This window comes from Ignavigranum ruoffiae, assembly GCF_023195815.2.
GTDB lineage: Bacteria > Bacillota > Bacilli > Lactobacillales > Aerococcaceae > Ignavigranum > Ignavigranum ruoffiae.
This window is the reverse complement of record NZ_CP096206.2, coordinates 1,147,283-1,173,095: the sequence shown is the minus strand read 5'-3', so window position 1 is coordinate 1,173,095 and position 25,813 is coordinate 1,147,283. Positions and strand designations below refer to the sequence as shown.

Sequence of the window (25,813 nt, the reverse complement as noted above, 5' to 3'; positions counted from 1 at the left end):
AAAACGGTATAGTTATTAGGAGGGAGTTGAATCATGTCAATATTTTCTAAACAACGGATGGGAATCGATTTGGGGACAGCTCAGACGATAATCTATTTGGAAAATAAGGGGATTGTTCTTCGTGAACCAACTGTCTTAGCTCGCAAAACTGATAATCAAGAGATTGTCGCTTTTGGCAAAGAAGCCCAAGACTTGCTTGGCCGGACTTCCGATAAAATTGAATTAGTCCATCCGATTCAGAACGGTACGATTCACTCTTTCAGCTTAACGAAGGAACTCTTGGCCTACTTTATTAAGAAAATGGCTATCCGCCGGATTGGTCGACCTGAAGTCGTGATTGGGGCGCCTGGTCAGATTAGTAAGGTTGAACGCAAAGCCTTGGTCGATGCTCTTCGTGAACTTGGTGTGCATCGAGCTATGATTGTTGATGAGACTTTCGCAGCTGCCTTAGGGGCTAACCTGGCAATTTATGAGCCTAGAGGGCATATGATTGTCGATATTGGGGCTGGCACGACGGATATTGCTAGTATTTCCTATGGGGAAATTATTGCAAATCAAACACTTATGGTGGCGGGTCAACAAATGAACGATAATATTATTTCTTATATTCGTGAACGGACGAATGTCTTGATTGGTCAGCAAACTGCCGAAAGGATAAAACAAGAATTAGGAAATGCGTATTACCAGAATCAGGAAATTGAGCAGACTATGATCATTTCAGGTCAAGGACTGGCTTCGGGAATTCCTACCGAAATAGAGGTTAGAGAATCTTTGATTGCTTCAGCTTTAGATGAAATCATTCATCAAGTTGTTCTTGCTATGAAAGAGGTGCTCAGCCATACACCTCCGGAGTTATCGGCAGATATCTTTGCCGAAGGCATATATTTATGTGGCGGAGGCGCCCTGTTGAACCGTCTTCCTGAACGTTTACAAACTGAGATTGGCGTACCTGTCAACCTGGTGGATAACCCGCTTGATGTGGTGGCAATTGGGGCGGGAGAACTGGTTAAGAGAATTCATGACTATGCCAGTTTAGCAGAACGATATCAGGCTTAGAAAGAGGTATATAGATGTTTGATAATAAGAAGATCATCGGCTTGCTACTATCTGGGATAGCGATTGTAAGTTTGATTGCATATAGTATGACCACACCGACCAATAATGTTGTTCTATCAGCAGTAAATGATACGGGTGCTTGGGTCGGACGACTCTTCTCTGAACCCGTGAATGTGGTTGTTCGCTTTGTTAATTCTGTTGATACATTGATTAATACATTTGAGGAAAATCAGCAATTAAAGCGTAGTATTGATCAAGTCGATCAATTACAAGTTCGTTTGTCAGATTTAGAAGCCGAAAATGAAAAACTCATCCAAGAGTTGGACTTAAAGAAAGTCTTAAGTCAATTTGATACTGTTTCGGCCACGGTAATCACTCGTAATCCTGATCAATGGATGGAAACCCTTGTCATCAATGTCGGATCGAATGAAGGTGTCAAGACCGACATGGCTGTAATGTCAGGTAAAGGGATGATTGGACGAATTGTTGAAGTCAATCCTAATAGTTCAAAAGTTCTTTTATTAACTTCACAGCAACAGAATGCGGGCAAAGTATCTGCTCGCGTTCAAATTGGTGATGGCAAATCGGCCAATGGGATTGTATCGAGTTTTGATACTAAGACTGGTTACTTCAAGATGACCCAGATTGATCCTAATGCACAGATTAAAGTTGGCGACCGCGTTATTTCTTCTGGATTGGGTGGAATTATCCCTTCAACGCTCTTAATTGGTGAAGTGGCTTCGACCAAGAAAGATGATTATGGTCTATTCCAAGAGGTAGAGATTAAGCCAGCAGGGGAGATGACTGATATTCGCTTTGTTACTGTCATTATCGGCTCTGGAAATCGTGGTGAAGAATAATGGCAAAGAGAAAAGGACAAGGCTTGAAATGGACCGTTCCCTTAGTTTTGTTTTTAGCTATTATTATTGATGCCGCTTTACCCGGTATCTTTCCGACAGCTTTTTTAGGCCAACAACAGATCATTAGCTCTCACTTATTTTTATATTTTGTCGTGACCTTTGCTTTTTATTTCCGTGATGCCAATATTTTGATTAATAGTTTTATTATGGGTTTGTTCTATGATGCGTATAATACAACACTTTTGGGTCTAAATGCGCCTCTCTATCTTATTTGTGCTTATTTGATTCTTAAAGTCAAAAAGTATTTTCCCAAACAAGCTTACATTCATTATATGTTATTTGCGATTACAATTACGCTACTGGATACCTTGTTATATTTCTTCTATCTAGAAATGAATGTTGCGGCCATTTCATTAATTGATTTCTTGGTCAGAAGATTAACCCCGACTTTAATTTTTAATACCGTCCTAGCTATTATTGCCTATTTCCCAACTAAACAATTAATTCGCTGGCTCGGTTATCAAGATTTTATTATTGTTTAATAACCGGCTTTGCCGGTTAATTTTGTATCTTAGCATTTTTAAGGAATGCATTGCTCTGATAAACTCAGCTTTAATATAGGAAAGTAGATGACTATGAAGAAATTAATTGATAACATCTTAGGAACTGAAGCGAAGAAAATTGCGTTTAGTTTTTTTATAGTAATATTCACCGGAAGTGTCTTACTATCCTTGCCTATTTCTAATCAGGCAGGCTCGCAAGCCAGCTATTTCGATCATTTATTTATGGCAACTTCTATGGTCTGTGTAACTGGACTCTCGACGGTAGCTGTCGTAGATACCTATACGATTTTTGGTCAGATTGTCTCCATGTTTCTGATGCAAATTGGTGGACTGTCCTTAATGACTTTTGTCTCCATTAGTTTTTATTATTTAAGGCATCATGTCTCCTTGAAGAATCAATATTTGGTTCAGAGCACCATTAACCGTAAGTCGAATTATGACTTGAAGGATTTTGTTCTGACAATGTTGAAATTCACTTTTATGATTGAGGGGGGACTCGCGGTCATTCTAGCTACCCAGTTGATTCCAATTTATGGTGTGTTTAAGGGAATTTTTTCCAGTATTTATATTGCAATTTCAGCTTTTAACAATGCTGGTTTTGATAATTTAGGGTCAACCAGTCTGTTACAATTCAAAGATAATCCAATCGTGCTCTTACCCATAGCGATTACGATTGTTTTTGCCGGTCTCGGCTTTTCGGTCTGGTATGAATTGAAGATTTTGAAGCGCAAATTCTTTACTGCCAGACCGATGTCATTAAAATTATTTTTACGTCGGATTAGTATCCACAGTCGAACGGTAATTTTAACGACATTCTATATTTTGTTAATTGGTACAATTTCTTCTTGGTTATTAGAGTTTAATAATCCTGAAACGATCGGTAATATGTCAATATTGAACCAAGGAGTTAATTCTTTCTTTCAAACTGTGACCATGCGGACTGCTGGCTTTGCTTCTTTAAATTATCAAGAAACTCACCGAGCCACTAATTTAATCTATATTATTCAAATGGTCATTGGGGGCGGTCCTGGGGGAACTGCTGGGGGAATCAAAGTGACCACCTTTGCCATTCTATTTACTTATCTAAGGGCAGAATTGACCGGACGGACTTATCTCACTATCTTTAAACGGTCATTGACCCACGATATTTTCCGGCGAGCTATGAGTGTCTTCTTCTTCTATAGCTTCGCCTTATTAATTGGTTGGTTCCTCTTACTCTTGTCCAATCCGCGCCTAGATTCATTCGATTTACTCTTCGAAGGGGTCAGTGCCTTAAGTACAGTGGGAGTCAGTGCCAATCTGACCGGATTGTTAAATCGATTCGGTCAGGCAGTGATCGTGATGATGATGTTCTTGGGACGGGTAGGTCCATTAACGGTCTTTATGAGTCTTTCACTCCGTCAGCATCAGAATTCAGATATTAAATATGCAGATGCTGATTTGTTAATTGGTTAATTTCTTTAGTTTTTTGGACATTTAGGATTGACCGTCTGCCAGTATTCTGCTATATTATTAATGTTGTATTTGTGCACCCAACTGCAACCGCTCATGTTAAGTTTTAAGTGTTTGGTTGAACCACTTACCATGGCGAGTCTCGGTGTAGGAATTTTTTCCGAAAATTTATATTATAGGAGGTGCGTGAATGTACGCAATTATTAAAACAGGCGGCAAGCAAATCAGAGTTGAAGAAGGACAAACCATCTTCGTCGAAAAACTTGATGTTGCTGAAGGTGACAAGGTTGTTTTTGATCAAGTAGTCTTTGTAGGAGGAGAAACGCCAAAAATTGGTGCTCCTTTAGTCGAAGGTGCTTCTGTTGAAGCTACGGTTGAGAAACAAGGACGTGGTAAGAAAGTGGTAACTTTCAAATACAAACGTCGTAAAGATACTCATCGTAAACAAGGTCATCGTCAACCTTATACTAAACTTACGGTTAACGCAATCAAAGCTTAATGATCAAGATTTGTTTCTCATTAAGGGATAATCAGCAAATTAAACGGGTTGTGATAGCGGGTCATGCGGGTTATGCTGATAGTGGCGAGGATATCGTCTGTGCAGCAGTTTCCAGCCAAGCAATCTCAGTAGAGAATTCGCTAGATCAAATTTTACAAATTCCGATGGACATTGAAATTAATGACCAACAGGGGGGCTATCTATCATTGACCTTACCTGAAATCGATCAAAAGCATAAGATGGATCAAGCCCAACTGTTGTTACGGCATTTAAATCTAGCTTTTGAAGTCCTTGCTGAGAATTATCCTGAATATATAAAGATTAACTATGATAAATTTCAACCTTAAGGAGGTGCCAGGATATGTTAAAGTTAAATTTACAACTATTTGCAACTAAAAAAGGTGGAGGTTCTACTCAAAACGGTCGTGACTCCATCGCTAAACGTTTAGGCGCTAAAGCTGCTGATGGTCAAGCGATTCACGGAGGCTCAATTATTTACCGTCAACGTGGAACTAAAGTTCATGCTGGTAAAAATGTAGGCCGCGGTGGTGACGATACTCTATTCGCTCTAATCGACGGCGTAGTTCGCTTCGAACGTAAAGGTAAGAAAAAAACTCAAGTATCTGTTTATCCTGTAGAAGCTTAAGCTAAAGCATTGGCTGATATCGTTTCAGATAAGTCTGTAAGAACAATAGATTGAAAAGGGGCAAAGCTAGATGATCTGATGATCTAGCCTTGCCTCTTATTTTTTTGAAGAGTATGAAATAGAGAGGCAGAAAAGGCAAATCTGAATAAGTCCAAGCTGCTATCGCTTCAATAGGATTTTTCTGGCTAATTTGACCTACTGTCTTTATAGCAAGAGTTCATTTTGTCGTTGATAAGAATTAGCTAACTTAATAACTTTATTAGTTTTAGTTCGTGAAATTTTTTGGATTTATCGGTATAATATACCTATATTATTATGATTAAGGAGAATGAATGCATGTCAAAAACATTTGCAATTAATGCAGGAAGTTCTAGTTTGAAATTTCAATTGTATGCAATGCCTGAGGAAGAAATTCTGGCAAAAGGCGCGGTTGAACGAATCGGTTTGAATGATTCAATCTTTACCTTGAAATTTAACGGTGAAAAGGTTGAATTGGTTGAAGATATTCCTAACCATAAACGGGCTGTTGAAATCCTCTTTGAACAACTCGAAGCGAACCATATTGTCAATGATTTAAGTGAGATTACCGGTGTAGGCCATCGCGTGGCTGCTGGTGGCGAAATCTTTAAAGATTCAACTGTAATCAACGAAGAAGTTATTGAACAAATTGAAGCGTTGGGCGATTTTGCACCCCTTCACAATCCAGCAGAAGCTGAGGTCATCCGCATTATGAAAGAAAAATTACCTCAGGCTCATATGGTCGCTGTTTTTGACACTTCATTCCACAAAACACTTCCTCCAGTAAACTTCCTTTATAGTTTACCATATGAATATTATACAGATTTCTCTGTACGTAAATATGGAGCACACGGGACCAGTCATCGTTATGTATCCCGTCGTGCTGCTGAAATGTTAGGTAAGAATGTTGAAGACTTGAAGATTATTACTTGCCATTTAGGCAATGGCGCTTCAATTACCGCCGTCGATGGGGGTAAATCTGTTGATACTTCTATGGGATTCACTCCTTTAGCGGGGGTCCAAATGGGAACCCGTTCAGGAGATATTGACGTTTCAATTCTTCCTTTCTTAATGGATAAATTAAATCTGAAATCGATTGATGAAATGATTAATATTCTAAATAAAAAATCTGGAACTTTAGGGATTTCAGGGGTATCTTCTGATATGCGTAACGTTGAAGAAGCTGCTGCTGAGGGTAATGAACGTGCACAATTAGCTTTAGATATGTTCAATAATCGGGTACAAAAATACATTGGTGAATATATTGCAGTGATGAATGGTGTCGATGCGATTGTCTTCACTGCCGGTATTGGTGAGAATTCACCAGAAACCAGAGCGGCTATCATGGATGGTATCAGCTGGTTTGGCGGAACGATTGATTCTGAGAAGAACCAAACACGCGATGAAGCAATTATCTCTACCGACGATTCTAAGATTGCAATCTTAAATATTCCTACCGATGAAGAAGTTGAAATCGCCCGGGATGTAGAACGTTTGAAATAGGCTTATTTTGTTTGAGTCCCAAGGCTCAAAGTTAAGTTAATTAAATTCAAAAATCTTAAACAAGCAAATAATCCGAGTACTTTACTGGTGTCACGTTTTGACGGATACCAGTAAAGTACTCGGATTTTTTTATTTTAGTAGACAGGCGATCTTAATGTTTATCATCTTCTATTCTTGTAAACTATCAAGACTTTATTTTTACCGTTCATGCTTGAAAATATCGGTTATTTGTTTAAATTTAAACTAAGCTTTCAATTTGGTCTAAGAGTTGACTCACATATTGAATGGCTTGCTTAAGCGGTTCAGTCGTCGTCAAGTCTACACCGGCTAATTTAGCTAATTCGATTGGCATTTGACTGCCGCCTAATTTCAATACATTCAACCAGGCGTCTATCGCTGCTTGGTCATAATTTGCAATGCGTTGGCCGACTTGGGTACCGATGGCTAAACCAGCTGAATAGGTATAGGAGTACAGTCCATCAAAGTAATGTGGTTGACGCATCCAAGTTAATTCAGCACCTTCATTAATTTCAACGGCACCAGCCCAGAATTCTTCCAAGCTTTCACGGAAGAATTGATTCAAGCGGTCTGCATTCAGTAATTCACCACGATCTACTGCCTGATAGACTTTTCGTTGATATACTGCTTCGAGTAAGTGAGTGACCATATTGTGGTAGTAAGTGCTTTGAATAAAACTTGCGATTAAGGCCCGTTTTTCTTTATTATTGAGTGGCTGGTTTAATAAGTATTGACAGGTAATCACTTCATTACAAGTTGAAGGAGCTTCGACAAAGAACATGCTTGGTTCATTGACCAGATGAGCTTGATGCTGAGCACTTAAACTAAAATGACCGGCATGGCCGAGCTCATGAGCTAAGACAAGCGCTTCATTTAGCAAACCAGTCCAGTTCAATAAGATATAGGATGGTTTTTGATAAGGAGAAGCACAGAAGCCACCGGTAGATTTAGTTTGATTCATTGGATAGTCAATCCATCGATCAGCAAAAGCCTGGCTAATAATTTGATTGTAAGTTTGGCCCAATGGTTTCAGCGCATTCTGAACCAGTTGACGAGCCTTTTCAACAGTAACTTCGGCTACTTCATCCTGAGAGAACGAAGCCTTAATATCTGCTAAAGATATTTTTGCCAAACCATGTTCTTTGGCCATCATTTTGGCAAAGCGACGCATCACCGGCGCCCATTCATCCATTAAGGTATCAATAATTCGATGATAGGTTGCTTGAGAGACTTGTTGATTATCTAATAAATAGTCAAATACCGAATCAAAACCTCGGAGTGTCGCCATTTTTTTATGGGTTTGAACTAAGTTAATGTAGTTTCTAGCAGCGGTGTGTTGATATTTGGCTAGACCTTGATGAAAGGATTTCCAGGATTGATGACGTACTTCAATGCTTGAATGTGTTTCAAAGTTTCCTTCAAAGGCTGGGAAGGAATTTTGATAACTTTGTCCATCTGCTTGGAAATCTTCGAAGGTCAAATCTTCAAATTTGATGCTGGAGAAGATTTTTTCTTGGCCAAAGAGGGTTCCGGACAGGGCACCGAGGATACTTTCGGTATGGGCATCAAACAAATGTGGCCGTTGTCGTTCTAACTGATCGATATAAGCAACAAAAGGTTTCATTTCGGGCAGTAGTCTTAATTCTTGAAGAATATTTGAATTTTGGCTTAATAATTCTGGCATAAAGAAGGCAGTCTTCTGTTGGAATAGTTCTCCAAGCTCATCAGCCAGAATAACATTTTTTTCATTAATTTCTTGGGTGCGATCCACTGAATAAGCTAAGAAGCCATAAGATTGGGTCCAATTCGAAAGAATCGTTAATTGTTCCAAATCTAAAATAGCTTGACTTGCTACCAGACTTGAATCAATCTTTCCTTGGTACTTATTCTGAAAGTCATTTAAGCCGTTTTTTAAGCGAGCGACATCAGTTTCAAAGGCATTTTGGTCTGGATACAAATGACTGAGGTCCCAGGTAAGTTCAATGGGTAAATCTTCACGTTTTGCTAAAGCCATAATTATCTCCTTATCTCTATAAATCTTATACAAAGTATACCTGTTTTTGTGATCGCTTACAAGATTCTAAATAATCTAGCTGAGATCAGTTTTTAAGAAGACGACTATTGCTATTCAATAAAGTAATCCGTATACTTGCAATGGAAGCGTTTCATATAAAGAGTCACTGAATTTTTACATTAGGGTTTATATAAGGAGGATTATTGTGGATAAGAACTTAGAACGATTTTTTAGATATGTGGGTGTGGATACGCAAGCAAATCCAGCTGCTCGGACTTGTCCCTCATCACCAGGGCAGTTAACTTTAGCAAAGATGGTTGTTGAAGATTTGAAAGAGATTGGCATACAAGATATTAATTTAGATGAACATGGTTATTTATTTGCAACCATTCCGGCCAATGTTGAAGGGGTGCCGACTTTCGGTTTAATTTGTCATTTGGATACCGCACTGGAATTAGGCGGAAAATGTGATCATCCGCAAATCGTCGAATATAGTGGGGGAGATATTCGCTTAAATGATCAGTTCTCTATTAGCGAGAAGGAATTTCCTCAACTCAAAAATGTACTCGGACACACCCTGATTACTACCGATGGAACGAGTTTATTGGGAGCAGATAACAAAGCTGGGATTGTCATCTTATTAGCCGTGGCCGAACATTTATTAAGGCATCCCGAAATTCCTCATGGGGATATTCGTTTAGCGATTACTCCCGATGAAGAAATTGGTCGGGGACCTGAACGCTTCAATGTCGAGAAATTCGCCGCTGATTTTGCATACACTGTTGATGGTGGAGCGATTGGTGGGATGGAATATGAGAACTTTAATGCCGCTTCAGCCCATATTTCGATTCAAGGTAAGAGTGTCCATCCAGGTTCAGCTAAAAACATATTAATTAATGCATTGAGAGTAGCTTTAGAAATTGAAAGTATGTTGCCCGTTGAACAGAAGCCTGAGTATACGGAGAATTATGAAGGTTTCTTTATGTTAGACATTATTCAAGGGTCTGTGGATTCCGCTGAGATGGACTACATTATTCGCGACCATGATTTAAATAAATTTAAGGCAAAGAAAGACTTTTTACAATCGATCGTAGACTTCCTCAATAATAAATACGGTGACATTATTGAATTGGAATTTGAAGATTCTTATTATAATATGCGCGAGAAAATTGAACCGATGATGGGAATTATTGATATGTTAGCTCAATCGATGCGTGATGTCGGTGTTGAACCTGACATTAAACCGATTCGAGGAGGATCTGATGGGGCTCAATTATCCTATATGGGACTACCTTGTCCTAATATGTTTACCGGTGGCTATAATTTCCATGGTCGCTATGAATTCCTCTCAGTCGATGAAATGAATAAAGCGATTGAAGTCATTATCAAACTGGCAGAAAATAATGTTCACTGGCCGCACAAGATTTAGCGCAGTAATCTGCCTGGATGTAAGAATTTGATGAGGAATTATAATTAACCTGAAACAAAGCCAATGAAATAGGCATTTGATTATGAGAGGAAACATCATAATTGTTTTCTCTCTATAAGCCTATTGACACGCTAATGAAAACGCTTTATATTGAAGTTAGTTCATTAGAAAGAGGTAGTTTCATGGAAAAGACCAAAAGAAAAAATTTAGGATTCCCTCCGCATTTTCGATCTTATTTATTCTTATTATTATTGTGGCTATTGTCACTTGGCTCATTCCAGCAGGAAAATATGATGTCAATGAGAGTGGTCAATATATAGCGGGAACTTATCAGGTCATTGAGTCAAATCCTCAGAGTATATGGGATATTTTCTTGTCACCAGTTTATGGGATGGTCGGCGGCGAGAAGAATCCTCTACCAGCCATTGGGGTAGCGTTCTTTATTTTGATGATCGGTGGTTTCCTCGGGATTGTCAATAAAACAGGGGCGATCAATGCCGGCATTAAATCAATTATTACCAAATACGAAGGCAAAGAGCAATATCTGATTCCGATTTTGATGATTCTTTTCGCCCTTGGCGGATCTACATATGGGATGGCAGAAGAAACTATGGTCTTTTATCCATTATTAATTCCAGTTATGGTCAGTGTGGGCTTCGATAGCCTTACAGCGATTGCGGTCATCTTACTGGGATCAGGCATCGGCTGTCTGGCTTCGACGGTCAATCCATTTGCTGTTGGTATTGCATCCGATATTGCTGGCATTAACATGGCCGAAGGGATCGGTTGGCGGGTCTTAATCTTTATTCTAACCGTGGGTTATACGATTTGGTTTGTCTATGATTATGCTGGAAAAGTTAAGAAGGATCCGAAAAATTCCTTAGTCTATGATAATTTGGCCAATGATTTAGAAGAGTTTAAAGTTCCAGAAGATATCAAACCGATGAATGCCAAACAAAAGGTTGTAATTCGCATCTTTATGGTAACGTTTGTTTTAATGATTGTCGGATTGATTCCTTGGGAGAAATTTGGCATTACTATTTTTACCGATATTAACAATGTGCTAGCCAATACCCCAGGTTTAGAAATTATCTTTAAACATATGACGCCAATTGGACAATGGTATTTGGATGAAATTACGGCCTTATTCTTTGTGTCAGCCTTAATTATTGGCGTTTATTACCGCTTTAGTGAAGATGAATTTATTAGCGCATTTATTGCTGGATGTAATGATATGACAGGAGTAGCTATTATCTGTGCGGTATCTCGGGGAATTCAAGTGGTGATGAATAATGGTCAAATCACTGCGACGGTGCTTCACTGGGGTGAAGGAGCCTTACAAGGACTTTCGCAACAAGTCTTTATTACCATTACATATTTCTTCTATTGTGGGATGTCCTTCTTGATTTCAGGTTCTTCAAGTTTGGCGGGTTCAACCATGGGACTCTTAGGCCCGCTTGGTGAATTTGCCGGTGTAGGTGCGGATACAGTGATTACTGCTTATCATACTGCTTTAGGGATTATCGGTTTAATTACTCCTTCTAGTGTCATCATGATGGCAGCTCTTTCTTTAGCCCATATTGATGTCACCGTCTGGTGGAAATTCTTAAGAAAATTTGTGGTAGTGATTATTGCCATCTGTCTGGGTGTCCTAATTCTTTCTACATATTTCTAATTACTTATATTAAGCCAAGGCTGAACGTGAGCGTTAACTATTTTGCTGGACAAAACAGCTCAGATAGCTCATTGTTTAGCCTTGTTTTTTTGGTATAATGGGGAAAGAATATGAGGTGAATTTATGGGAGCAAATGAATTAATGGACGCGAGTGCCATGGATCGGACGCTGAAACGGATTGCTCATGAGATACTCGAAAGAAATAAATCAGCTGACGATTTGGTCTTATTAGGTGTGAAAACACGGGGAGAATATTTGGCTCAACGTTTACAAAATAAAATCTTCGATATTGATGGGGTAAAAGTTCCTATTGAAGTAGTGGATATCACTTTTTATCGGGATGACTTAACTAAGAAGTCGGCAGATCCTCTAGTTAAACCAGTTCATTGGGATACTCGATTGACTGGCAAGAAGACCGTCATCGTGGATGATGTCCTATTTACTGGCCGAACGGTAAGAGCAGCGATGGATGCGATACTAGAACATTCACGTCCGGATTTAATTCAACTAGCAGTCTTGGTCGATCGGGGGCATCGTGAATTGCCAATCCGAGCTGACTTTGTCGGTAAGAATATTCCGACTTCACAATCTGAACGTGTTCAAGTTGAATTAGTAGAAGTAGATCAAGAGGATCGCGTGTTGATTATTTATTAAAGTTTATTCAAAATGCGCAGAAAGTCAGCGAATTAAAGTCATATAATAGAGAAAAACCTCAGGAAAACCAAATATTTTCCCGAGGTTTATTATTCGTTCATAGATATCTATACTTCTATGTATAAATCATCAAACCGATTTGAAATTAATTTTGCATCAGTATTATTAAAATTGTCGACAGGATGAATTATTGATGCTCATTCTTTTGATTTTGCTGATGTTCTAAGTGTAATTTTTTGAATACATAATAAATAAAGCCAAGTAATAGAAGCATAAATAGCAACCATATGAGTAAGAAAATAAGTTGCTGGTAAAAGAAAATAGCTAGACCAAGTAGGCCATAGATAAATAAGGTTACTGAAAAAAGCAGGATCACTTGAAAATGTTGGGCACCGACATAATCCATCAATGTTTTTTTGTAAAGAAAGAGACTCGCTGATATTATTAAACAGGTCAATGGAAGGGCAATCCAGATGATATTCATATGTTCCTACCTTTCAGGGATATTCTACTAATTATTTTAGACTTTAATCCTAAAAATTCAATGGATATTGGCCTTATTTAGTCTTAAATTACTTGAAGTTGCTTGGTATAGGAATCGTAAATTCCGTTAATTTACGTTAATTTCTTCAAATCAGTCTAAGTGATTCGGAGAATTTAGACAAACAAGCAAAAAAGTCGGCCGAAGCCGACTAGTAAAGTTATCCGGTAGTGCCGTTTCTTAACACATATGTCTTGAACCTGTATGTATATACAGGTGGGCTCCCCACAAGTAGTTTCTGACGTCCAAGTGTAAAAGGCTTGTCATAGTTACTCGATCATAGGATCCCAAGATAAGAATAATTGTTCGGTCCACACAATACGTGTCTCTCGTACACCGCAGACAACTTTCTATGGTTGTATTGTAGCACAATTTGTCTGCTTTGCAAGTTTTTTTGCTCAAGCAAGTAGAACAAAGATTGATAGTGTCGCCTTGTAAGGGCTATCATTACGTTTGGTCTTTGGCTTGTTTCTGTTGAATATTCTGATAAATCTTTAGCAGAGCCGCCTCATAATTAGCCGTGGGATCAGCTTTAAAATATTGTTTATCTTTTAAAGCATCTGGCAAATATTGTTGATCTACATAGTGGCCAGGATAATCATGGGGATATTTATAATCAATGCCTCGTCCCAATTTTTTGGCTCCTTGATAGGAAGCATCTCGCAGGTGTTCCGGTACGGGGCCATAGTGACCCGCTTGAATATCTGCCATGGCGGTGTTAATGGCCCGATAGCTGGTATTTGATTTGGGACTTAAAGCCAGTTCCACTGTCGCAAAAGCTAGAGGGATTCTAGCTTCTGGGAGACCTAATTTTTCTGCGGTTTCTACTGCGGCCACAGTTCGCTGAGCGGCTGCTGGATTAGCTAAACCAATGTCTTCAAAGGCGATGACTAATAAGCGTCGACAGGCAATTAATAATTCTCCAGCTTCAAGGAGGACTGCCAGGTAATAAATAGCTGCATCGACATCACTACCGCGAATCGACTTTTGTAAAGCCGAAATCACATCATAATGAGCATCGCCATCTTTATCGTGGGCCATCCGCTTATGTTGCAAACTTTCTTCAGCCACTTCTTGATCAATGACAATCATTCCTTGGTCATTGGCTTGGGTCGAGAGAATCGCTAATTCAAGGGCATTCAAAGCCGAACGTAGATCACCTTGACTGACATGGGCGAAATGATTCAGCACTTCTTCAGAAATATCCACCGAATATTGCCCCATACCTCTTTCTGAATCGGCCAAAGCTCTTTGCAATCCAATCTTAATATCTTCAGGGCTAAGAGGATGAACTTGAAATATTTGTAGCCGACTACGAATAGCAGGATTGATGGCGATATAGGGATTTTCAGTGGTAGCGCCAATTAAGATAATCCGTCCGTTCTCGAGATGGGGGAGAAGATAATCTTGTTTAACCTTATTAAGCCGATGGATTTCATCTAAGAGTAGGATGACACTCCCCGACATTTTGGCTTCTTCGACTACAATTTCAATATCTTTCTTCGAATCGGTGGCAGCGTTTAAAGTTCTAAAAGCGAGGTGAGTGGACCCAGCAATAGCGGCAGCGATGCTGGTTTTACCAGTCCCAGGAGGACCATAGAGAATCATCGATGAGAGACGGTTGGCATCGACCATCCGACGAATGATCTTACCTGATCCGACCAGATGTTGTTGACCAATGACTTGATCAATATTCTGAGGACGCATACGATATGCTAAGGGTTCTTGCACTTAATCCCTCCTTGATTAGCAAGTTTCATTTCTTTCAATAATAAATTATAGCATAGAATTTCTGAACACGATAAAAAGTCAAACACGATTAAAACACCATTTAACTGAATAAGCAGAAATATCCGCACATTCGTTCGTAATTTTCACAAAAGACTAGTATTTAATTGATAAAGATGATATACTATGTCGATTCAAACGAGTAAAGGTCCTTTTGGATCTTTTTTCTACTAAATATATTTCAAATTTATGGTAGGATAGGCTTAGTAATCACGGAGGAGGCTATTATGATATATTTAGATTACGCGGCAACCAATCCGATTCGACCAGAAGTCATCGAATTGATTCAACATAGTTTACAAGAAGAATATGGAAATCCTTCTTCAATTTATCAAATTGGTAAAAAAAGCAAACAAAAATTAAGGCAAGCTCGCGAAGAGATGGCTCAGCTATTAGGTGTCTCAGCGAATGAAATATATTTCACCTCTGGAGCAACAGAAGCTAATAATTGGGCCCTCCGTCAACAAGCTGAACAAGCACGGCAATTAGGTTTTGGCCAACACATTGTAGCGACAGCTATTGAGCATCCTTCCGTTTCTGAAGTACTAAAGCATTTAGAACAGGATGGATTTCGCGTGACCTATTTGAAGCCTAATACAGCAGGAAATTATACAGTCAATGATTTTATCGCTGCGAGTAGCTCAGATACGATTGGCTGGGTTGCTATGGCAATTAACAATGAATTAGGGACTCGCTTACCGATTAAAGATCTTGGTTTAGCGGCTCGCGAACACAATATACCTTGGTTTCATGTCGATACGGTTCAGATGATGGGGCATCTGTCAACAGAGGATGTAGCAGAGTACTGTACGAGTTTTGTTGGCTCTGCTCATAAATTTGCCGGTCCTAAGGGCATCGGCTTCTTAGTTTATCGGCCATGGGATGAACGGATGATCTTAAAACCCTTATTGTTCGGTGGCGGTCAAGAAGCAAAATTACGTTCTGGAACCGAAAATTTACCCTATATACGAGGGATGGTGCACGCTCTTTCCTTATCTACCAAGGAACAAGACCAGGCCAATAAACAGGCCCACACCTATTCTACATATATCGTTGACACCTTGACGGAACAGGGTATTCTCTTTGAAGTGAATGGGGTGGAGACAGATAAAGTTGATCATATTTTGAATCTTTGGTTGCCTGGACGTGAAGCTAGTCAAATTTTGATCCAATTAGATTTAAAGGACATTTATGTTTCAGCTGGATCTGCTTGTTCAGCTGGCTCAGTATCCGATAGCCCAGTTTTACAAGCTTATTATCCCGATCAGAGTGATCGCTGGCATCAAAGCATTCGCATCTCTTATGGTTATCAAACAACGATGGAAGATATTAAAACTTTTACCAAGATATTATTAGAAATACTGGAAAGGAAGTAAAACGTCATGTCATTTCAACAAGAAGCAGAGCTGAAAGGTTTCGATCGAGTATTTAAAGTGAGTCCAGCATGTAAGGCATATACTCTAAGAGATAATGGTTTTATGAAGACAAATTCAGGAAATCATGTCTATAAAAGAGATATGAATGTGGACCATAAACAAGGTTTGATTCTTAAAGTGATGGTTAACAAGGACCTAGATGGCTTATCAATTGCCACAGTGAGCCATAATGAATTGAAGCGCATTGATGTGAGTAAATTAGATAATAATGCCATGTTAGTCGAAAAGATTAATTTTATCTTTGATGGCTTTATCGATCGCAATGTACTCGTAGAAGTGAAGTAAAAGGCGTAGTTTAAGAAAGGAGGGAACCATGTCAGAAAATCAACATAAAAGAGTCGTCGTCGGCATGAGTGGTGGCGTGGATTCTTCTGTGGCGGCATTGTTACTGAAACAAGCAGGCTATGATGTAATTGGTCTGTTTATGAAGAATTGGGACGATACCGATGAGAATGGTTTTTGTACGGCAACTGAGGATTATAATGATGTGGCCTTAGTTGCTGATAAAATCGGTATACCTTATTATAGTGTCAATTTTGAGAAAGAATATTGGAATCGTGTTTTTGAGTATTTTTTGAGTGAATATCGCGCGGGGCGGACCCCTAATCCTGATGTGATGTGTAATAAGGAGATCAAATTCAAAGCCTTCTTAGATTATGCTATGGATTTAGGCGCAGATTATATTGCCATGGGTCACTATGCTCAAGTTCGAAGAGATAATGAGGGTCAAGTCCATTTGTTACGGGGTAGTGACGATAATAAAGATCAGACTTATTTCCTCAATCAATTATCGCAAGAACAATTACAGAAAGTACTGTTCCCCCTAGGTCATCTTGAAAAGAAAGAAGTACGCCAAATTGCTGAAGAAGCAGGCTTAGCGACCGCCCACAAGAAAGATTCAACAGGAATCTGTTTTATCGGTGAACGTAATTTCAATGAATTTCTTGCTGATTACCTCCCAAATCAACCCGGAGAAATGAAGACTCTGGATGGAGAAGTGAAGGGCCATCATATGGGCTTGATGTATTATACAATTGGTCAACGTCACGGCTTAGGCATTGGCGGCGGGACTAAATCGAATGAACCTTGGTTTGTAATCGGCAAAGATTTAGCCTCACGGACGCTCTATGTTGGCCAAGGCTTTCATCATGATCATTTATATGCGAATAAATTAACCGCTTCAAATCTTCATTTTACTCAAAATCAGGCTATGCCTAGCGGTTTTACTTGTACTGCAAAATTCCGCTATCGGCAAAAAGATGTACCGGTTCGAGTTGAACTTTCAACCAATCAGACGGAAGCCGTGGTCTACATTGATTCACCGGCTCGGGCGGTAACACCTGGACAAGCCGTTGTCTTCTATGACGGCGAAGAATGTTTGGGCGGAGGTATGATTGATGCGGCCTTTATGCACAATGAACAACGTCAATATGTATAATAGATTATTAAATTCTTAGAACCTTGATTGAGCTGGACGCTCGTCGAGGTTTTTTCATAGTCTTCAAAATATTTGAATATATGAAATGTTGTAAATATAACACAGTTTGCGACCGGCTAAATATTTTGGCCTAAGCTTATTGTTAAATAATCGATGTTTGTTCTGAACCTTTGACTTTGATAGAATAGAGAAATGAAGAGCTGATAGAGGGGTGACGATGGTGGAAAGTGAATTAATCCAAATGATTGGTCAAGTGGATGCTATCTATTTTGAAAATCCAAATAATTTTTATAAAGTAATTCGGGTTCTACTAGATCAATCGGCGAATCCTTCCTGGTCTGCTGATGAAATTGTGATGACGGGACAATTTGCTGCTTTACATTTGGATACCCGTTACGAATTCTGGGGTCGCTTGATTGTCCATCCTAAATACGGAGAACAATTTCAAGTGGTTCGATATCAACAAGTTTCGCCTACGAGTAAGGCTGGTCTGATTGAATATTTATCAAGTGATCGTTTTAAGGGCGTGGGTCAAGTTCTGGCTGAAAGAATTGTCGATCAGTTAGGGATGGATGCCATTGATAAAATCCTCGACGATGCCAGCTGCCTCACAAATATTCAAGGTCTGTCTGAGAAGACAGCGACGAATCTCTTTGAAGTACTTAAAACTTACAAAGGGACTGAACGAATTTTCATTCAATTAAGTCAATGGGGCTTTGGCTCCACGCTCGCTGAGCGGATTTATCAACGTTGGACGGTGGATACCCTAAATGTTATTAAAGAAAATCCATATGAATTGGCGCAAGAAATTGAAGGGATCAGTTTCAATCGGGCTGATGCGATTGCTGAACAATTAGGGGTTGAGGCTTTGTCCTTGCAACGAGTAGTTGCGGGGCTGTATACCGTAGTGGCCGAAAAATGCCTGAGTGAAGGAGATACTTTCGTTGACCAAGCAGAAGCGCTTGAACTGGCGCGTCAACGTCTAGAGAATAGTCGACCGGCTTTAATCCATTCAGACCTACTTGAACAAGCGCTAAATTCGGCCTTGGATCAGGAGCGCTTATTCCGTTATCAAGCGGGTTTGAGTATCGCCAGTTTATATTTGGCTGAGAAGGGGATTGCTCATCGTTTGAAAGATTATATTTCTTATAACGATGTTGAAATATACTCAGAAGCCGAAGTTGATCAGTGTTTAAATCAAGTGAAAGAATTAACCGGGATTGATTATGATTCATCTCAGTTAGCAGCGCTCAAGTTAGCTATCCATTCCCCGTGTTCGATTATTACGGGTGGACCTGGTACCGGAAAGACTACCCTGATTAAAGGGTTGATTCTCTTACATAGTTTATTACACGATTACCCCTTAGAAAAATATATTGCCAAAAAAGAAGCCCTTCCCATCCTCCTCGCTGCGCCTACTGGCCGAGCAGCTCAGCGGATGTCAGAAACCACCGGCTTACCGGCGATGACGATTCATCGGATGTTAGGCTATACCCGTGAGGTACGTCGAGATGATGCCCCAATGACAGAGGAATTAGAGGGGAGTCTATTAATTATTGACGAGATGTCCATGGTGGATACCTGGTTAATGCATTGGTTGATGCAAGCGGTGCCTTATCAGATGCAAATTGTTCTCGTTGGTGATCGTGACCAGTTACCTTCAGTCGGACCAGGTAAGGTTTTCGAAGATCTCATTGAAAGTGATCAGATTCCGACGATTGCGCTACAAAAAATCTATCGCCAAGCCGAAGATTCTTCAATTATCCACCTGGCCCATCAGGTTCGTCAGGGCAAATTACCTGATAATTTCTTAGTCAAACAAACAGACCGGGCTTTTATTCAAGCTTCCAGTCAACAAGTCAGTTTCGTCATCGAACAAGTGGTAGCCAACGCTTATGTGAAAGGGTTCGATAGTCATAATCTGCAAGTATTAGCACCGATGTATAAAGGACCGGCGGGCATTAACGCCTTAAATATAATGTTACAGAACCTTTTAAATCCTGCCCAAGAAAAAAAGCGCCAAATCGAACATTTCGAGCATATATATCGGCGCGGGGATAAAGTGATTCAATTGATTAATAATACCGAAGAAGGGGTCTTCAACGGGGATATCGGCCATATCACGGCAATCTTTACTGAAAAAGAAACAGAATCCAAACAGCCAGAAATTCTAGTTGAGTTTGATGATGATCGTGAGCTAGTCTATCGTAAATCTGATTTAGACCAACTGGCCCTGGCATACTGTACTTCAATTCATAAGGCCCAAGGCTCGGAATATGATTTAGTCATCCTACCCTTAGTGGACCTATACTCACGATTGTTACGAAAAGATATTCTCTATACGGCGATAACTCGAGCGCAGAAGTCTTTAGTGATGATTGGTAATCCTCAATCTTTCTTTAAAGCCGTTCAACAAGAGCAAGAAAAACGTCACACCCATTTACAAACTTGGTTAAAAGAAGTCTTTATAAACCGGACAACTCAGGCGAATTCAATCGCATTCGAGCAAGATGATGTAGAAATTGTGGAGTCAAATTCAGCACCAAGCTCGGCGGAGATAAATTTGCGACTGACCTTGGATAATTATCAAGAGATAGATCCAATGATTGGCATGGGCGATTGCTGTCCGCAAGATTTCTTGGTAGAAACTTTACCTAATAAGCAGAACGAGGAGTAGGTAGGATAAAGGGATAAGTCGCTAAATTGAAAGTCATATCAATTTCAGGAAAGATAAAACTTTCGCCATCTACTTGACCTTGAACGGGTTCTTTAATGATTAAACGCAAGTAATCAGCCACATAGCGCGTCACATGCTTTGAACGATCTTGGTTCTTATGGATGAATACCTTGGCTAAGAGTTCTTTAATCGCCGAAAAATCAATATCATGGTAGAGAATGGTAACCAATTCTGCTCGGTCAGCGCGGGAAAGATTGTCAATTTGGATGCCGCCCCCTAGCATAGGGTTGTTGACGACTGTCGCAATGGAGACATCTTTGTGTGCAATCGATTTGCCGTCGATGATTAAGTGTAGAGGAAATTTCGGAACCGATGATAGGCTCAAAACTAAACCACAAAGATAGGCTAATTTTAGTTTATGGACCAATCGTTTAAGAAAGGGATTCAGTGTAGCCATAAATTCACCCGTTTTTCGGTTAGTGACGGCATCAAAACCAAAGCCCATGGAATTCAGAATAATTCCTGTATGATGATCTAGATGATTTTCATAGGTAAAAATCGGTACATTAACAATCTGCGGATGGAACAACATATTTTCTAGAACATCTTGATAGGTTTGATCTTTTAGCCAAGCCCGGGCAAAATCATTGCCGGTCCCGGTGGGGATATAGTTTACCGGGATGATTCGCTCAATTTCCCATAATGCCTGAACCACGTCATGTAAGGTCCCGTCACCGCCGATAATTAATAGATGATTGTTGTCCGATAAATCAACTTGACAGGCGATTTGTTTAGCCATCAGTCCAGCTTGGTTAACAGCGGTTGTTTGGTGAACTTGGTAGAAAATTTGATAGTGGTCTAGGTACGCTAGAACTTTGCTGAGAATATACTTTCCTTGGCCTTGACCCGAGTTTGGGTGGCATATAATATGGACACGGTTGATCATGAAAAGCCTCTTTTCTTTGAAGTCATCAGCCTTTATTATACGTATTTTCAGCTTATTGTAAAATGAACTTCATAAAAGAGAATGCGACCAATCGAAGTAACAACATGGAGGGGTAAAACTTGTATAAAATGTTAGTCACTGATCTCGATGATACCTTATTAAATTCGGATAATGTCATTTCAGAGCAGAATATTCGTGCCATTCAACAGATGACATCTGCCGGATTCCATTTTGTGATGGCTAGTGGACGCCCCTTAGCTTCTGTCTATCAATTAGCTAAAGAGACAGGATGTAAAGAACAATTATCCTATATCATCGCCTACAATGGGGGAGTGATTTATGATTTAAAGAGAGAGAAAGTTGTTTATCAACAGGGACTCAATCCAGAAGACCAGGAAACATTAATTTCCTTTCTAAATCGTAGCCCTTTAGCTAGTTTAACTTATGACCAGCAGGAGATTGTGATTAATTGGAAGAATGACTATACCCAGATTGAATCCGAATTAACGGGTTTGCCTTGTCGTTATGATGCAGAATTTTTTGAGCAATTGAACGACGTCTTGCCTAAGATGATGGGCGTTGGCGATCCCAAAATTGTTCAACAAATTTATCAAGACTACTCAGGACGCTTTGGTCAGGCAACTCGTTTGACGATTTCCAAACCCTTCTATTTAGAAATTGTCCATCAAGAAGTATCGAAAGGGCGGGCAATCGAGGAAATTGCTCAATTGCTAAACTTAGAGCTTTCAGAAATTATTGGCATGGGTGACAGCTATAATGATTTAGAGATGTTACAGACCAGTGGCAAAGCGGTAGTAGTGGCAAATGGTCATCCAGAGCTTAAGAAAATAGCTGCTGAGATTGCTCCAAGCAATGATTATGATGGTGTGGCTTATATCATCAAAAAATACTTTATTAAAGATTGACAGCAAGGGATTTGCTTGCGTATAATGCAAAGTAAGAGGACATGTTTAATTTGCGATTAGAGACGTTTTATTAGGTGAAAGAAACGATGAATTAAATGCTACCTCACCATTTCTCTTTGAAAAAAGAGCGCCTATCTGCGATATAGAATTGAGATATAATTGACAGGAGTCGTTATAAGCAAGGTGGTACCGCGGTCATCGCCCTTGCGTATAACGGTTCTATTTTTTTGGAGGGATAGAATGAAAAAATTAACCAGTGCTCAGATCCGTGATTTGTGGTTGAAATTCTTCGAAAGTAAAGGCCATGAGGTCCGACCAAGTGCGTCATTAATTCCCATTAATGATCCTACTTTACTATGGATTAATTCGGGCGTCGCTACGCTTAAGAAATATTTCGATGGCAGTGAAGTTCCTGAGAATCCACGGATTACCAATTCTCAAAAATCAATCCGGACCAACGATATTGAAAATGTAGGGGTTACCGCGCGTCACCATACTTTATTTGAAATGCTAGGGAATTTCTCTGTGGGGGATTATTTCAAAGAAGAAGCTATTCCTTGGGCTTGGGAATTTCTAACGGGTAAAGAATGGTTAGCCTTTGAACCTGAACGCTTGTATGTGACCTACTATCCAGAAGATGTCGAAACTAAGGATTTGTGGGAAGCGATAGAAGGTTTTGATCCGAGCCATTTAGTGCCGGTGGAAGACAATTTCTGGGATATTGGTGCCGGTCCTTGTGGTCCCGATACTGAAATTTTCTACGATCGGGGGGCGAAGTATAGCAATCTAGCAGAAGATGATCCAGAAAATTATCCCGGCGGAGAGAATGAGCGTTGGTTAGAAATTTGGAACTTAGTCTTCTCAGAATTTAATCATATGCCTGATGATACTTATCAACCTTTACCTCATAAGAACGTCGATACTGGGGCAGGTCTTGAACGGTTAACTTCAGTGATTCAAGATACACCTACCAATTTTGAGACGGATCTTTTTATGCCAATTATTCAGGCATTAGAATCCATGGCTGATCACCATCAGTATGCTGAAGCGAGTGAGAAGATTAAAACAAGTTTTAAAGTTATTGCTGACCACATTCGTGCGGTGGCCTTTGCTATTAGTGATGGGGCCCTTCCATCTAATGAAGGACGAGGCTACATTATTCGTCGCTTAATTCGTCGCTCAGTGATGCATGGTCGCCGTTTAGGCATTCAAGGTCTATTCCTGGCGAAATTGGTACCCGTCATTAGCGATATTATGGGAAGCTATTATCAAGAGCTGCATGATAAGATTGAATTTGTTCAAGAGGTCTTAACGTCCGAAGAAGAACGATTCCATGAAACCATTGAGGAAGGTGAAATGCAACTCGAAGAATTAATGACAGAGTTAAAAGAGAATGGTATTCAAGAAATTCCTGGAGATCAAGCTTTCACACTTTATGATACTTTTGGTTTTCCATTGGAATTAACCCAAGAAATGGCGGTGGACCATGGTTTTACTGTCGATGTGGAAGCTTTCGAAGCGGAGATGGAACAACAAAGAGAACGTGCCCGCAATGCCCGCAGTCAAGAATCCAGTATGAATGTTCAATCGGCTATTTTAACTGAAATTGATTCTGATTTTGATTTTGTGGGTTATCATCAATTGGAAACGGATGCTAGTATCTTATATATTATTCAAGAAGATCAATTATTGGATAAGTATGAAGGAACTGAAGGGGCTTGGTTGGTATTTAATCGTTCACCATTCTATGCAGAAATGGGTGGACAAATTGCTGATCAGGGTGGTCTTTATGATGGCTTTGATTTAATTGCATCGATTAAAGATGTCAAAAAGATGCCAAATGGTCAATTTATGCACAAAGTTGAAGAGACCAGCATGCCTTTACTAAAGAATCAATCCTATACTTTACGTGTCGACCCGACAGCTCGTCAAAAAACCAATCAAAATCATACAGCGACTCACTTATTACACCAAGGACTTAAACAAATCTTGGGACCTCATGCCAACCAAGCGGGCTCTTATGTAGGACCTGATCGACTTCGTTTCGACTTCTCGCACTTTGGTAAGGTCACTCAAGAAGAATTGGATGCCATCAGTGAATATGTTAACCAGATGATTAACCAAGCTATTCCGGTAGATATTAGTGAAATGCCAATTGATGAAGCTAAAGCCTTAGGAGCGATGGCCCTCTTCGGCGAAAAGTATGGTGATATCGTTCGCGTTGTGAATATCGGTGGCGAATCGATTGAATTATGTGGGGGAACTCATGTTAATAATACCCAACAAATCGCGACCTTCAAGATCCTTTCTGAATCAGGTATTGGCGCGGGTATTCGAAGAATCGAAGCTTTGACGGGTCAGGCTGCCATCGATTATTACCGTGCTGAAGAAGCTATCTTGGAACAAATCCAAGAACAACTTAAGGTGGGACAAACCGATCAAATTCTGCATCGGTTGAGTCAACTGCAAGAACAAATAAAAGATCAAGACCATGAAATTCAAAGCTTAATGGCCAAACTCTTGCAGCAAGAATCAAACAAAATCTTTGACCAAGTAGAAACTGTCGGAGAATTGACCTATATTGCCGCTCGAGTAGATAATCAAAGTAGTGAATCTCTACGTAATTTAGGCGATCAATGGCGCCAAAAAAACGTATCTAACCTACTCATTCTGGTATCTAATAACGAAGGTAAAGTCGTCTTAAATGTCTTTGCTGATGATATGGCCATTGACCAAGGTGTCAAGGCTGGTGATCTAATTAAGCCGTTGGCTAAGATGGTCGGCGGAGGCGGAGGTGGCCGTCCTCAAATGGCTCAAGCCGGTGGTAAATCACCCGAAAAGATTGACAGTATGTTAGACCAAGTGGCCGAGACAATTGCTAGCTTTACAGAAGAATAAATTGAAAAATGTTTTCTTATGGGCTTAAATCGTGTATGATATAGTCTAGAGAAAGGTTCGGTGAGCTTATGAAGTCTTTGGACGAAACAATATTATTTAAATTAGATGATTTAAATCAACACACCGTTCGAGAAACTCTCGAAATTGTATATCAAGCCTTGGAAGAAAAAGGTTACGATCCAGTGAATCAAATTGTGGGTTACCTAATGTCTGGTGATCCAGCTTATATTCCGCGTCATAATGATGCGCGTAATTTGATTCGTCGTCATGAACGCGATGAAATTATGGAAAAATTAATTGAATTCTACATAAATAAAGAGGAGAAATAATGGCCTATCGTCGAATTATGGGCCTAGATGTGGGATCGGTGACGATTGGTGTCGCTTTGTCTGATTTAATGGGCTGGACGGCCCAAGGATTAGAGACCATCCGTATTAATGAAAGCCAAAATGATTTTGGCTTTGACCGGTTGGCAGAAATTATACAAGCAGAAAATATTGAAACGGTAGTCATTGGGCTGCCGAAAAATATGAATAACACGATTGGTCCCCGTGCTGAAGCCTCGCTGGCTTTTGGCCAAAGACTGAAGCAACGTTTCCCTCAGTTAACGATTGAGTATCAAGATGAGCGATTGACCACTGTACAAGCCGAGCGCTTTCTGATTCAAGAAGGAAATGTTCGTCGGCGTAAACGAAAGCAAGTAATCGATAAAATGGCGGCAGTAATGATTCTACAAAATTATCTAGACCGACAAACAAAATAAAGGAGTAGCGAAG

The 25,813-nt window shown here is 39.8% G+C and carries 23 protein-coding genes, 1 other RNA gene and 1 other annotated feature; of the genes, 19 read left to right on the top strand and 5 right to left on the bottom strand.

Annotation, left to right across the window (positions count from 1 at the left end; translation table 11 throughout):
* Positions 1–33 precede the first annotated feature (33 nt).
* The 8 genes from M0R79_RS05605 (at position 34) to M0R79_RS05570 (ending at position 6,597) form a co-directional block, all read left to right on the top strand.
* Entirely contained in the window at positions 34–1,056 is a 1,023-nt protein-coding gene (locus M0R79_RS05605; protein WP_248416056.1) for a rod shape-determining protein, read from the top strand.
* A gap of 14 nt (positions 1,057–1,070) precedes the next feature.
* On the top strand, positions 1,071–1,916 hold the full coding sequence (gene mreC, locus M0R79_RS05600; protein ID WP_092569508.1) for a rod shape-determining protein MreC: 846 nt from the start codon (positions 1,071–1,073) through the stop codon (positions 1,914–1,916).
* On the top strand, positions 1,916–2,458 hold the full coding sequence (mreD, locus tag M0R79_RS05595) for a rod shape-determining protein MreD (RefSeq protein ID WP_092569510.1): 543 nt from the start codon (positions 1,916–1,918) through the stop codon (positions 2,456–2,458). The genes mreC and mreD overlap by 1 nt, the downstream gene beginning before the upstream one ends.
* A gap of 93 nt (positions 2,459–2,551) precedes the next feature.
* A complete protein-coding gene (locus tag M0R79_RS05590) occupies positions 2,552–3,934 on the top strand; it encodes a TrkH family potassium uptake protein (protein ID WP_248416057.1) in 1,383 nt (460 codons plus the stop codon).
* 75 nt (positions 3,935–4,009) lie between these two features.
* Positions 4,010–4,084: a sequence feature (ribosomal protein L21 leader region), on the top strand.
* Positions 4,085–4,121: 37 nt separating this feature from the next.
* Positions 4,122–4,430 carry a 50S ribosomal protein L21 gene (rplU, locus tag M0R79_RS05585; protein ID WP_092569514.1) on the top strand — a complete coding sequence of 103 codons (309 nt, stop codon included), beginning with the start codon at positions 4,122–4,124 and terminating at the stop codon, positions 4,428–4,430.
* On the top strand, positions 4,430–4,777 hold the full coding sequence (locus M0R79_RS05580; protein ID WP_248416058.1) for a ribosomal-processing cysteine protease Prp: 348 nt from the start codon (positions 4,430–4,432) through the stop codon (positions 4,775–4,777). The genes rplU and M0R79_RS05580 overlap by 1 nt, the downstream gene beginning before the upstream one ends.
* A gap of 14 nt (positions 4,778–4,791) precedes the next feature.
* The gene (gene rpmA / locus M0R79_RS05575) at positions 4,792–5,076 is read left to right on the top strand and encodes a 50S ribosomal protein L27 (protein ID WP_092569518.1); all 285 of its coding nucleotides are present in this window, start codon (positions 4,792–4,794) and stop codon (positions 5,074–5,076) included.
* A gap of 336 nt (positions 5,077–5,412) precedes the next feature.
* Entirely contained in the window at positions 5,413–6,597 is a 1,185-nt protein-coding gene (locus tag M0R79_RS05570) for an acetate/propionate family kinase (protein WP_248416059.1), read from the top strand.
* 238 nt (positions 6,598–6,835) lie between these two features.
* On the opposite strand, the gene pepF is transcribed toward M0R79_RS05570, so the two are convergent.
* Positions 6,836–8,629: an oligoendopeptidase F gene (gene pepF, locus M0R79_RS05565; RefSeq protein WP_248416060.1), complete on the bottom strand. Its 1,794-nt coding sequence runs from the start codon at positions 8,627–8,629 to the stop codon at positions 6,836–6,838.
* Between the two features lie 205 nt (positions 8,630–8,834).
* Here pepF and pepT point away from each other — a divergent pair, with 205 nt between their 5' ends.
* The 3 genes from pepT to pyrR all read left to right on the top strand — a co-directional run bounded on the left by pepT (position 8,835) and on the right by pyrR (position 12,387).
* A complete protein-coding gene (pepT, locus tag M0R79_RS05560; protein ID WP_092569524.1) occupies positions 8,835–10,058 on the top strand; it encodes a peptidase T in 1,224 nt (407 codons plus the stop codon).
* Positions 10,059–10,269: 211 nt separating this feature from the next.
* Entirely contained in the window at positions 10,270–11,733 is a 1,464-nt protein-coding gene (locus M0R79_RS05555; RefSeq protein WP_248417183.1) for a YfcC family protein, read from the top strand.
* 123 nt (positions 11,734–11,856) lie between these two features.
* Positions 11,857–12,387 (top strand): bifunctional pyr operon transcriptional regulator/uracil phosphoribosyltransferase PyrR, encoded by a 531-nt coding sequence (gene pyrR, locus M0R79_RS05550; RefSeq protein ID WP_248416061.1) that lies wholly within the window; start codon positions 11,857–11,859, stop codon positions 12,385–12,387.
* Positions 12,388–12,574: 187 nt separating this feature from the next.
* Here the strand turns inward: pyrR and M0R79_RS05545 are convergent, their stop codons facing one another.
* From M0R79_RS05545 to M0R79_RS05535, 3 genes are all read right to left on the bottom strand, one after another.
* A complete protein-coding gene (locus M0R79_RS05545) occupies positions 12,575–12,871 on the bottom strand; it encodes a hypothetical protein (RefSeq protein ID WP_092569529.1) in 297 nt (98 codons plus the stop codon).
* Between the two features lie 214 nt (positions 12,872–13,085).
* Positions 13,086–13,276: non-coding RNA, 6S RNA (ssrS, locus tag M0R79_RS05540), on the bottom strand.
* 99 nt (positions 13,277–13,375) lie between these two features.
* Entirely contained in the window at positions 13,376–14,659 is a 1,284-nt protein-coding gene (locus M0R79_RS05535) for a replication-associated recombination protein A (protein ID WP_092569531.1), read from the bottom strand.
* A gap of 284 nt (positions 14,660–14,943) precedes the next feature.
* On the opposite strand from M0R79_RS05535, the gene M0R79_RS05530 reads away from it, so the two are divergent.
* The 4 genes from M0R79_RS05530 (at position 14,944) to recD2 (ending at position 20,267) form a co-directional block, all read left to right on the top strand.
* Positions 14,944–16,092, top strand: a complete 1,149-nt coding sequence (locus M0R79_RS05530; protein ID WP_092569533.1) for a cysteine desulfurase family protein — start codon at positions 14,944–14,946, stop codon at positions 16,090–16,092.
* Positions 16,093–16,098: 6 nt separating this feature from the next.
* A complete protein-coding gene (locus M0R79_RS05525) occupies positions 16,099–16,437 on the top strand; it encodes a cysteine desulfurase (protein ID WP_092569535.1) in 339 nt (112 codons plus the stop codon).
* A 28-nt stretch (positions 16,438–16,465) separates the two neighbouring features.
* Positions 16,466–17,590: a tRNA 2-thiouridine(34) synthase MnmA gene (mnmA, locus tag M0R79_RS05520; protein ID WP_248416062.1), complete on the top strand. Its 1,125-nt coding sequence runs from the start codon at positions 16,466–16,468 to the stop codon at positions 17,588–17,590.
* 217 nt (positions 17,591–17,807) lie between these two features.
* On the top strand, positions 17,808–20,267 hold the full coding sequence (gene recD2, locus M0R79_RS05515) for an SF1B family DNA helicase RecD2 (protein WP_248416063.1): 2,460 nt from the start codon (positions 17,808–17,810) through the stop codon (positions 20,265–20,267).
* Here recD2 and M0R79_RS05510 read toward each other — a convergent pair.
* Complete coding sequence (locus M0R79_RS05510; RefSeq protein ID WP_248416064.1) at positions 20,245–21,213, bottom strand: diacylglycerol/lipid kinase family protein; 969 nt, start codon at positions 21,211–21,213, stop codon at positions 20,245–20,247. The genes recD2 and M0R79_RS05510 overlap by 23 nt on opposite strands.
* Before the next feature lie 128 nt (positions 21,214–21,341).
* On the opposite strand from M0R79_RS05510, the gene M0R79_RS05505 reads away from it, so the two are divergent.
* The 4 genes from M0R79_RS05505 to ruvX all read left to right on the top strand — a co-directional run bounded on the left by M0R79_RS05505 (position 21,342) and on the right by ruvX (position 25,800).
* The gene (locus M0R79_RS05505) at positions 21,342–22,139 is read left to right on the top strand and encodes a Cof-type HAD-IIB family hydrolase (RefSeq protein ID WP_248417184.1); all 798 of its coding nucleotides are present in this window, start codon (positions 21,342–21,344) and stop codon (positions 22,137–22,139) included.
* 240 nt (positions 22,140–22,379) lie between these two features.
* Positions 22,380–25,037, top strand: coding sequence for an alanine--tRNA ligase (alaS, locus tag M0R79_RS05500; protein ID WP_248416065.1), 2,658 nt, complete (start codon positions 22,380–22,382; stop codon positions 25,035–25,037).
* Between the two features lie 68 nt (positions 25,038–25,105).
* The gene (locus M0R79_RS05495) at positions 25,106–25,366 is read left to right on the top strand and encodes an IreB family regulatory phosphoprotein (RefSeq protein ID WP_092569548.1); all 261 of its coding nucleotides are present in this window, start codon (positions 25,106–25,108) and stop codon (positions 25,364–25,366) included.
* Positions 25,366–25,800, top strand: a complete 435-nt coding sequence (ruvX, locus tag M0R79_RS05490) for a Holliday junction resolvase RuvX (protein WP_248416066.1) — start codon at positions 25,366–25,368, stop codon at positions 25,798–25,800. Before M0R79_RS05495 ends, ruvX begins: the two co-directional genes overlap by 1 nt.
* Positions 25,801–25,813 lie beyond the last annotated feature (13 nt).

Coding starts and splice junctions, on each gene's coding strand:
- M0R79_RS05605 (WP_248416056.1), top strand. CDS start 34: ATGTCAATATTTTCTAAACAACGGATGGGAATCGATTTGGGGACAGCT.
- mreC (WP_092569508.1), top strand. CDS start 1,071: ATGTTTGATAATAAGAAGATCATCGGCTTGCTACTATCTGGGATAGCG.
- mreD (WP_092569510.1), top strand. CDS start 1,916: ATGGCAAAGAGAAAAGGACAAGGCTTGAAATGGACCGTTCCCTTAGTT.
- M0R79_RS05590 (WP_248416057.1), top strand. CDS start 2,552: ATGAAGAAATTAATTGATAACATCTTAGGAACTGAAGCGAAGAAAATT.
- rplU (WP_092569514.1), top strand. CDS start 4,122: ATGTACGCAATTATTAAAACAGGCGGCAAGCAAATCAGAGTTGAAGAA.
- M0R79_RS05580 (WP_248416058.1), top strand. CDS start 4,430: ATGATCAAGATTTGTTTCTCATTAAGGGATAATCAGCAAATTAAACGG.
- rpmA (WP_092569518.1), top strand. CDS start 4,792: ATGTTAAAGTTAAATTTACAACTATTTGCAACTAAAAAAGGTGGAGGT.
- M0R79_RS05570 (WP_248416059.1), top strand. CDS start 5,413: ATGTCAAAAACATTTGCAATTAATGCAGGAAGTTCTAGTTTGAAATTT.
- pepF (WP_248416060.1), bottom strand. CDS start 8,629: ATGGCTTTAGCAAAACGTGAAGATTTACCCATTGAACTTACCTGGGAC.
- pyrR (WP_248416061.1), top strand. CDS start 11,857: ATGGGAGCAAATGAATTAATGGACGCGAGTGCCATGGATCGGACGCTG.
- M0R79_RS05545 (WP_092569529.1), bottom strand. CDS start 12,871: ATGAATATCATCTGGATTGCCCTTCCATTGACCTGTTTAATAATATCA.
- M0R79_RS05530 (WP_092569533.1), top strand. CDS start 14,944: ATGATATATTTAGATTACGCGGCAACCAATCCGATTCGACCAGAAGTC.
- M0R79_RS05525 (WP_092569535.1), top strand. CDS start 16,099: ATGTCATTTCAACAAGAAGCAGAGCTGAAAGGTTTCGATCGAGTATTT.
- mnmA (WP_248416062.1), top strand. CDS start 16,466: ATGTCAGAAAATCAACATAAAAGAGTCGTCGTCGGCATGAGTGGTGGC.
- recD2 (WP_248416063.1), top strand. CDS start 17,808: ATGGTGGAAAGTGAATTAATCCAAATGATTGGTCAAGTGGATGCTATC.
- M0R79_RS05510 (WP_248416064.1), bottom strand. CDS start 21,213: ATGATCAACCGTGTCCATATTATATGCCACCCAAACTCGGGTCAAGGC.
- M0R79_RS05505 (WP_248417184.1), top strand. CDS start 21,342: ATGTTAGTCACTGATCTCGATGATACCTTATTAAATTCGGATAATGTC.
- alaS (WP_248416065.1), top strand. CDS start 22,380: ATGAAAAAATTAACCAGTGCTCAGATCCGTGATTTGTGGTTGAAATTC.
- M0R79_RS05495 (WP_092569548.1), top strand. CDS start 25,106: ATGAAGTCTTTGGACGAAACAATATTATTTAAATTAGATGATTTAAAT.
- ruvX (WP_248416066.1), top strand. CDS start 25,366: ATGGCCTATCGTCGAATTATGGGCCTAGATGTGGGATCGGTGACGATT.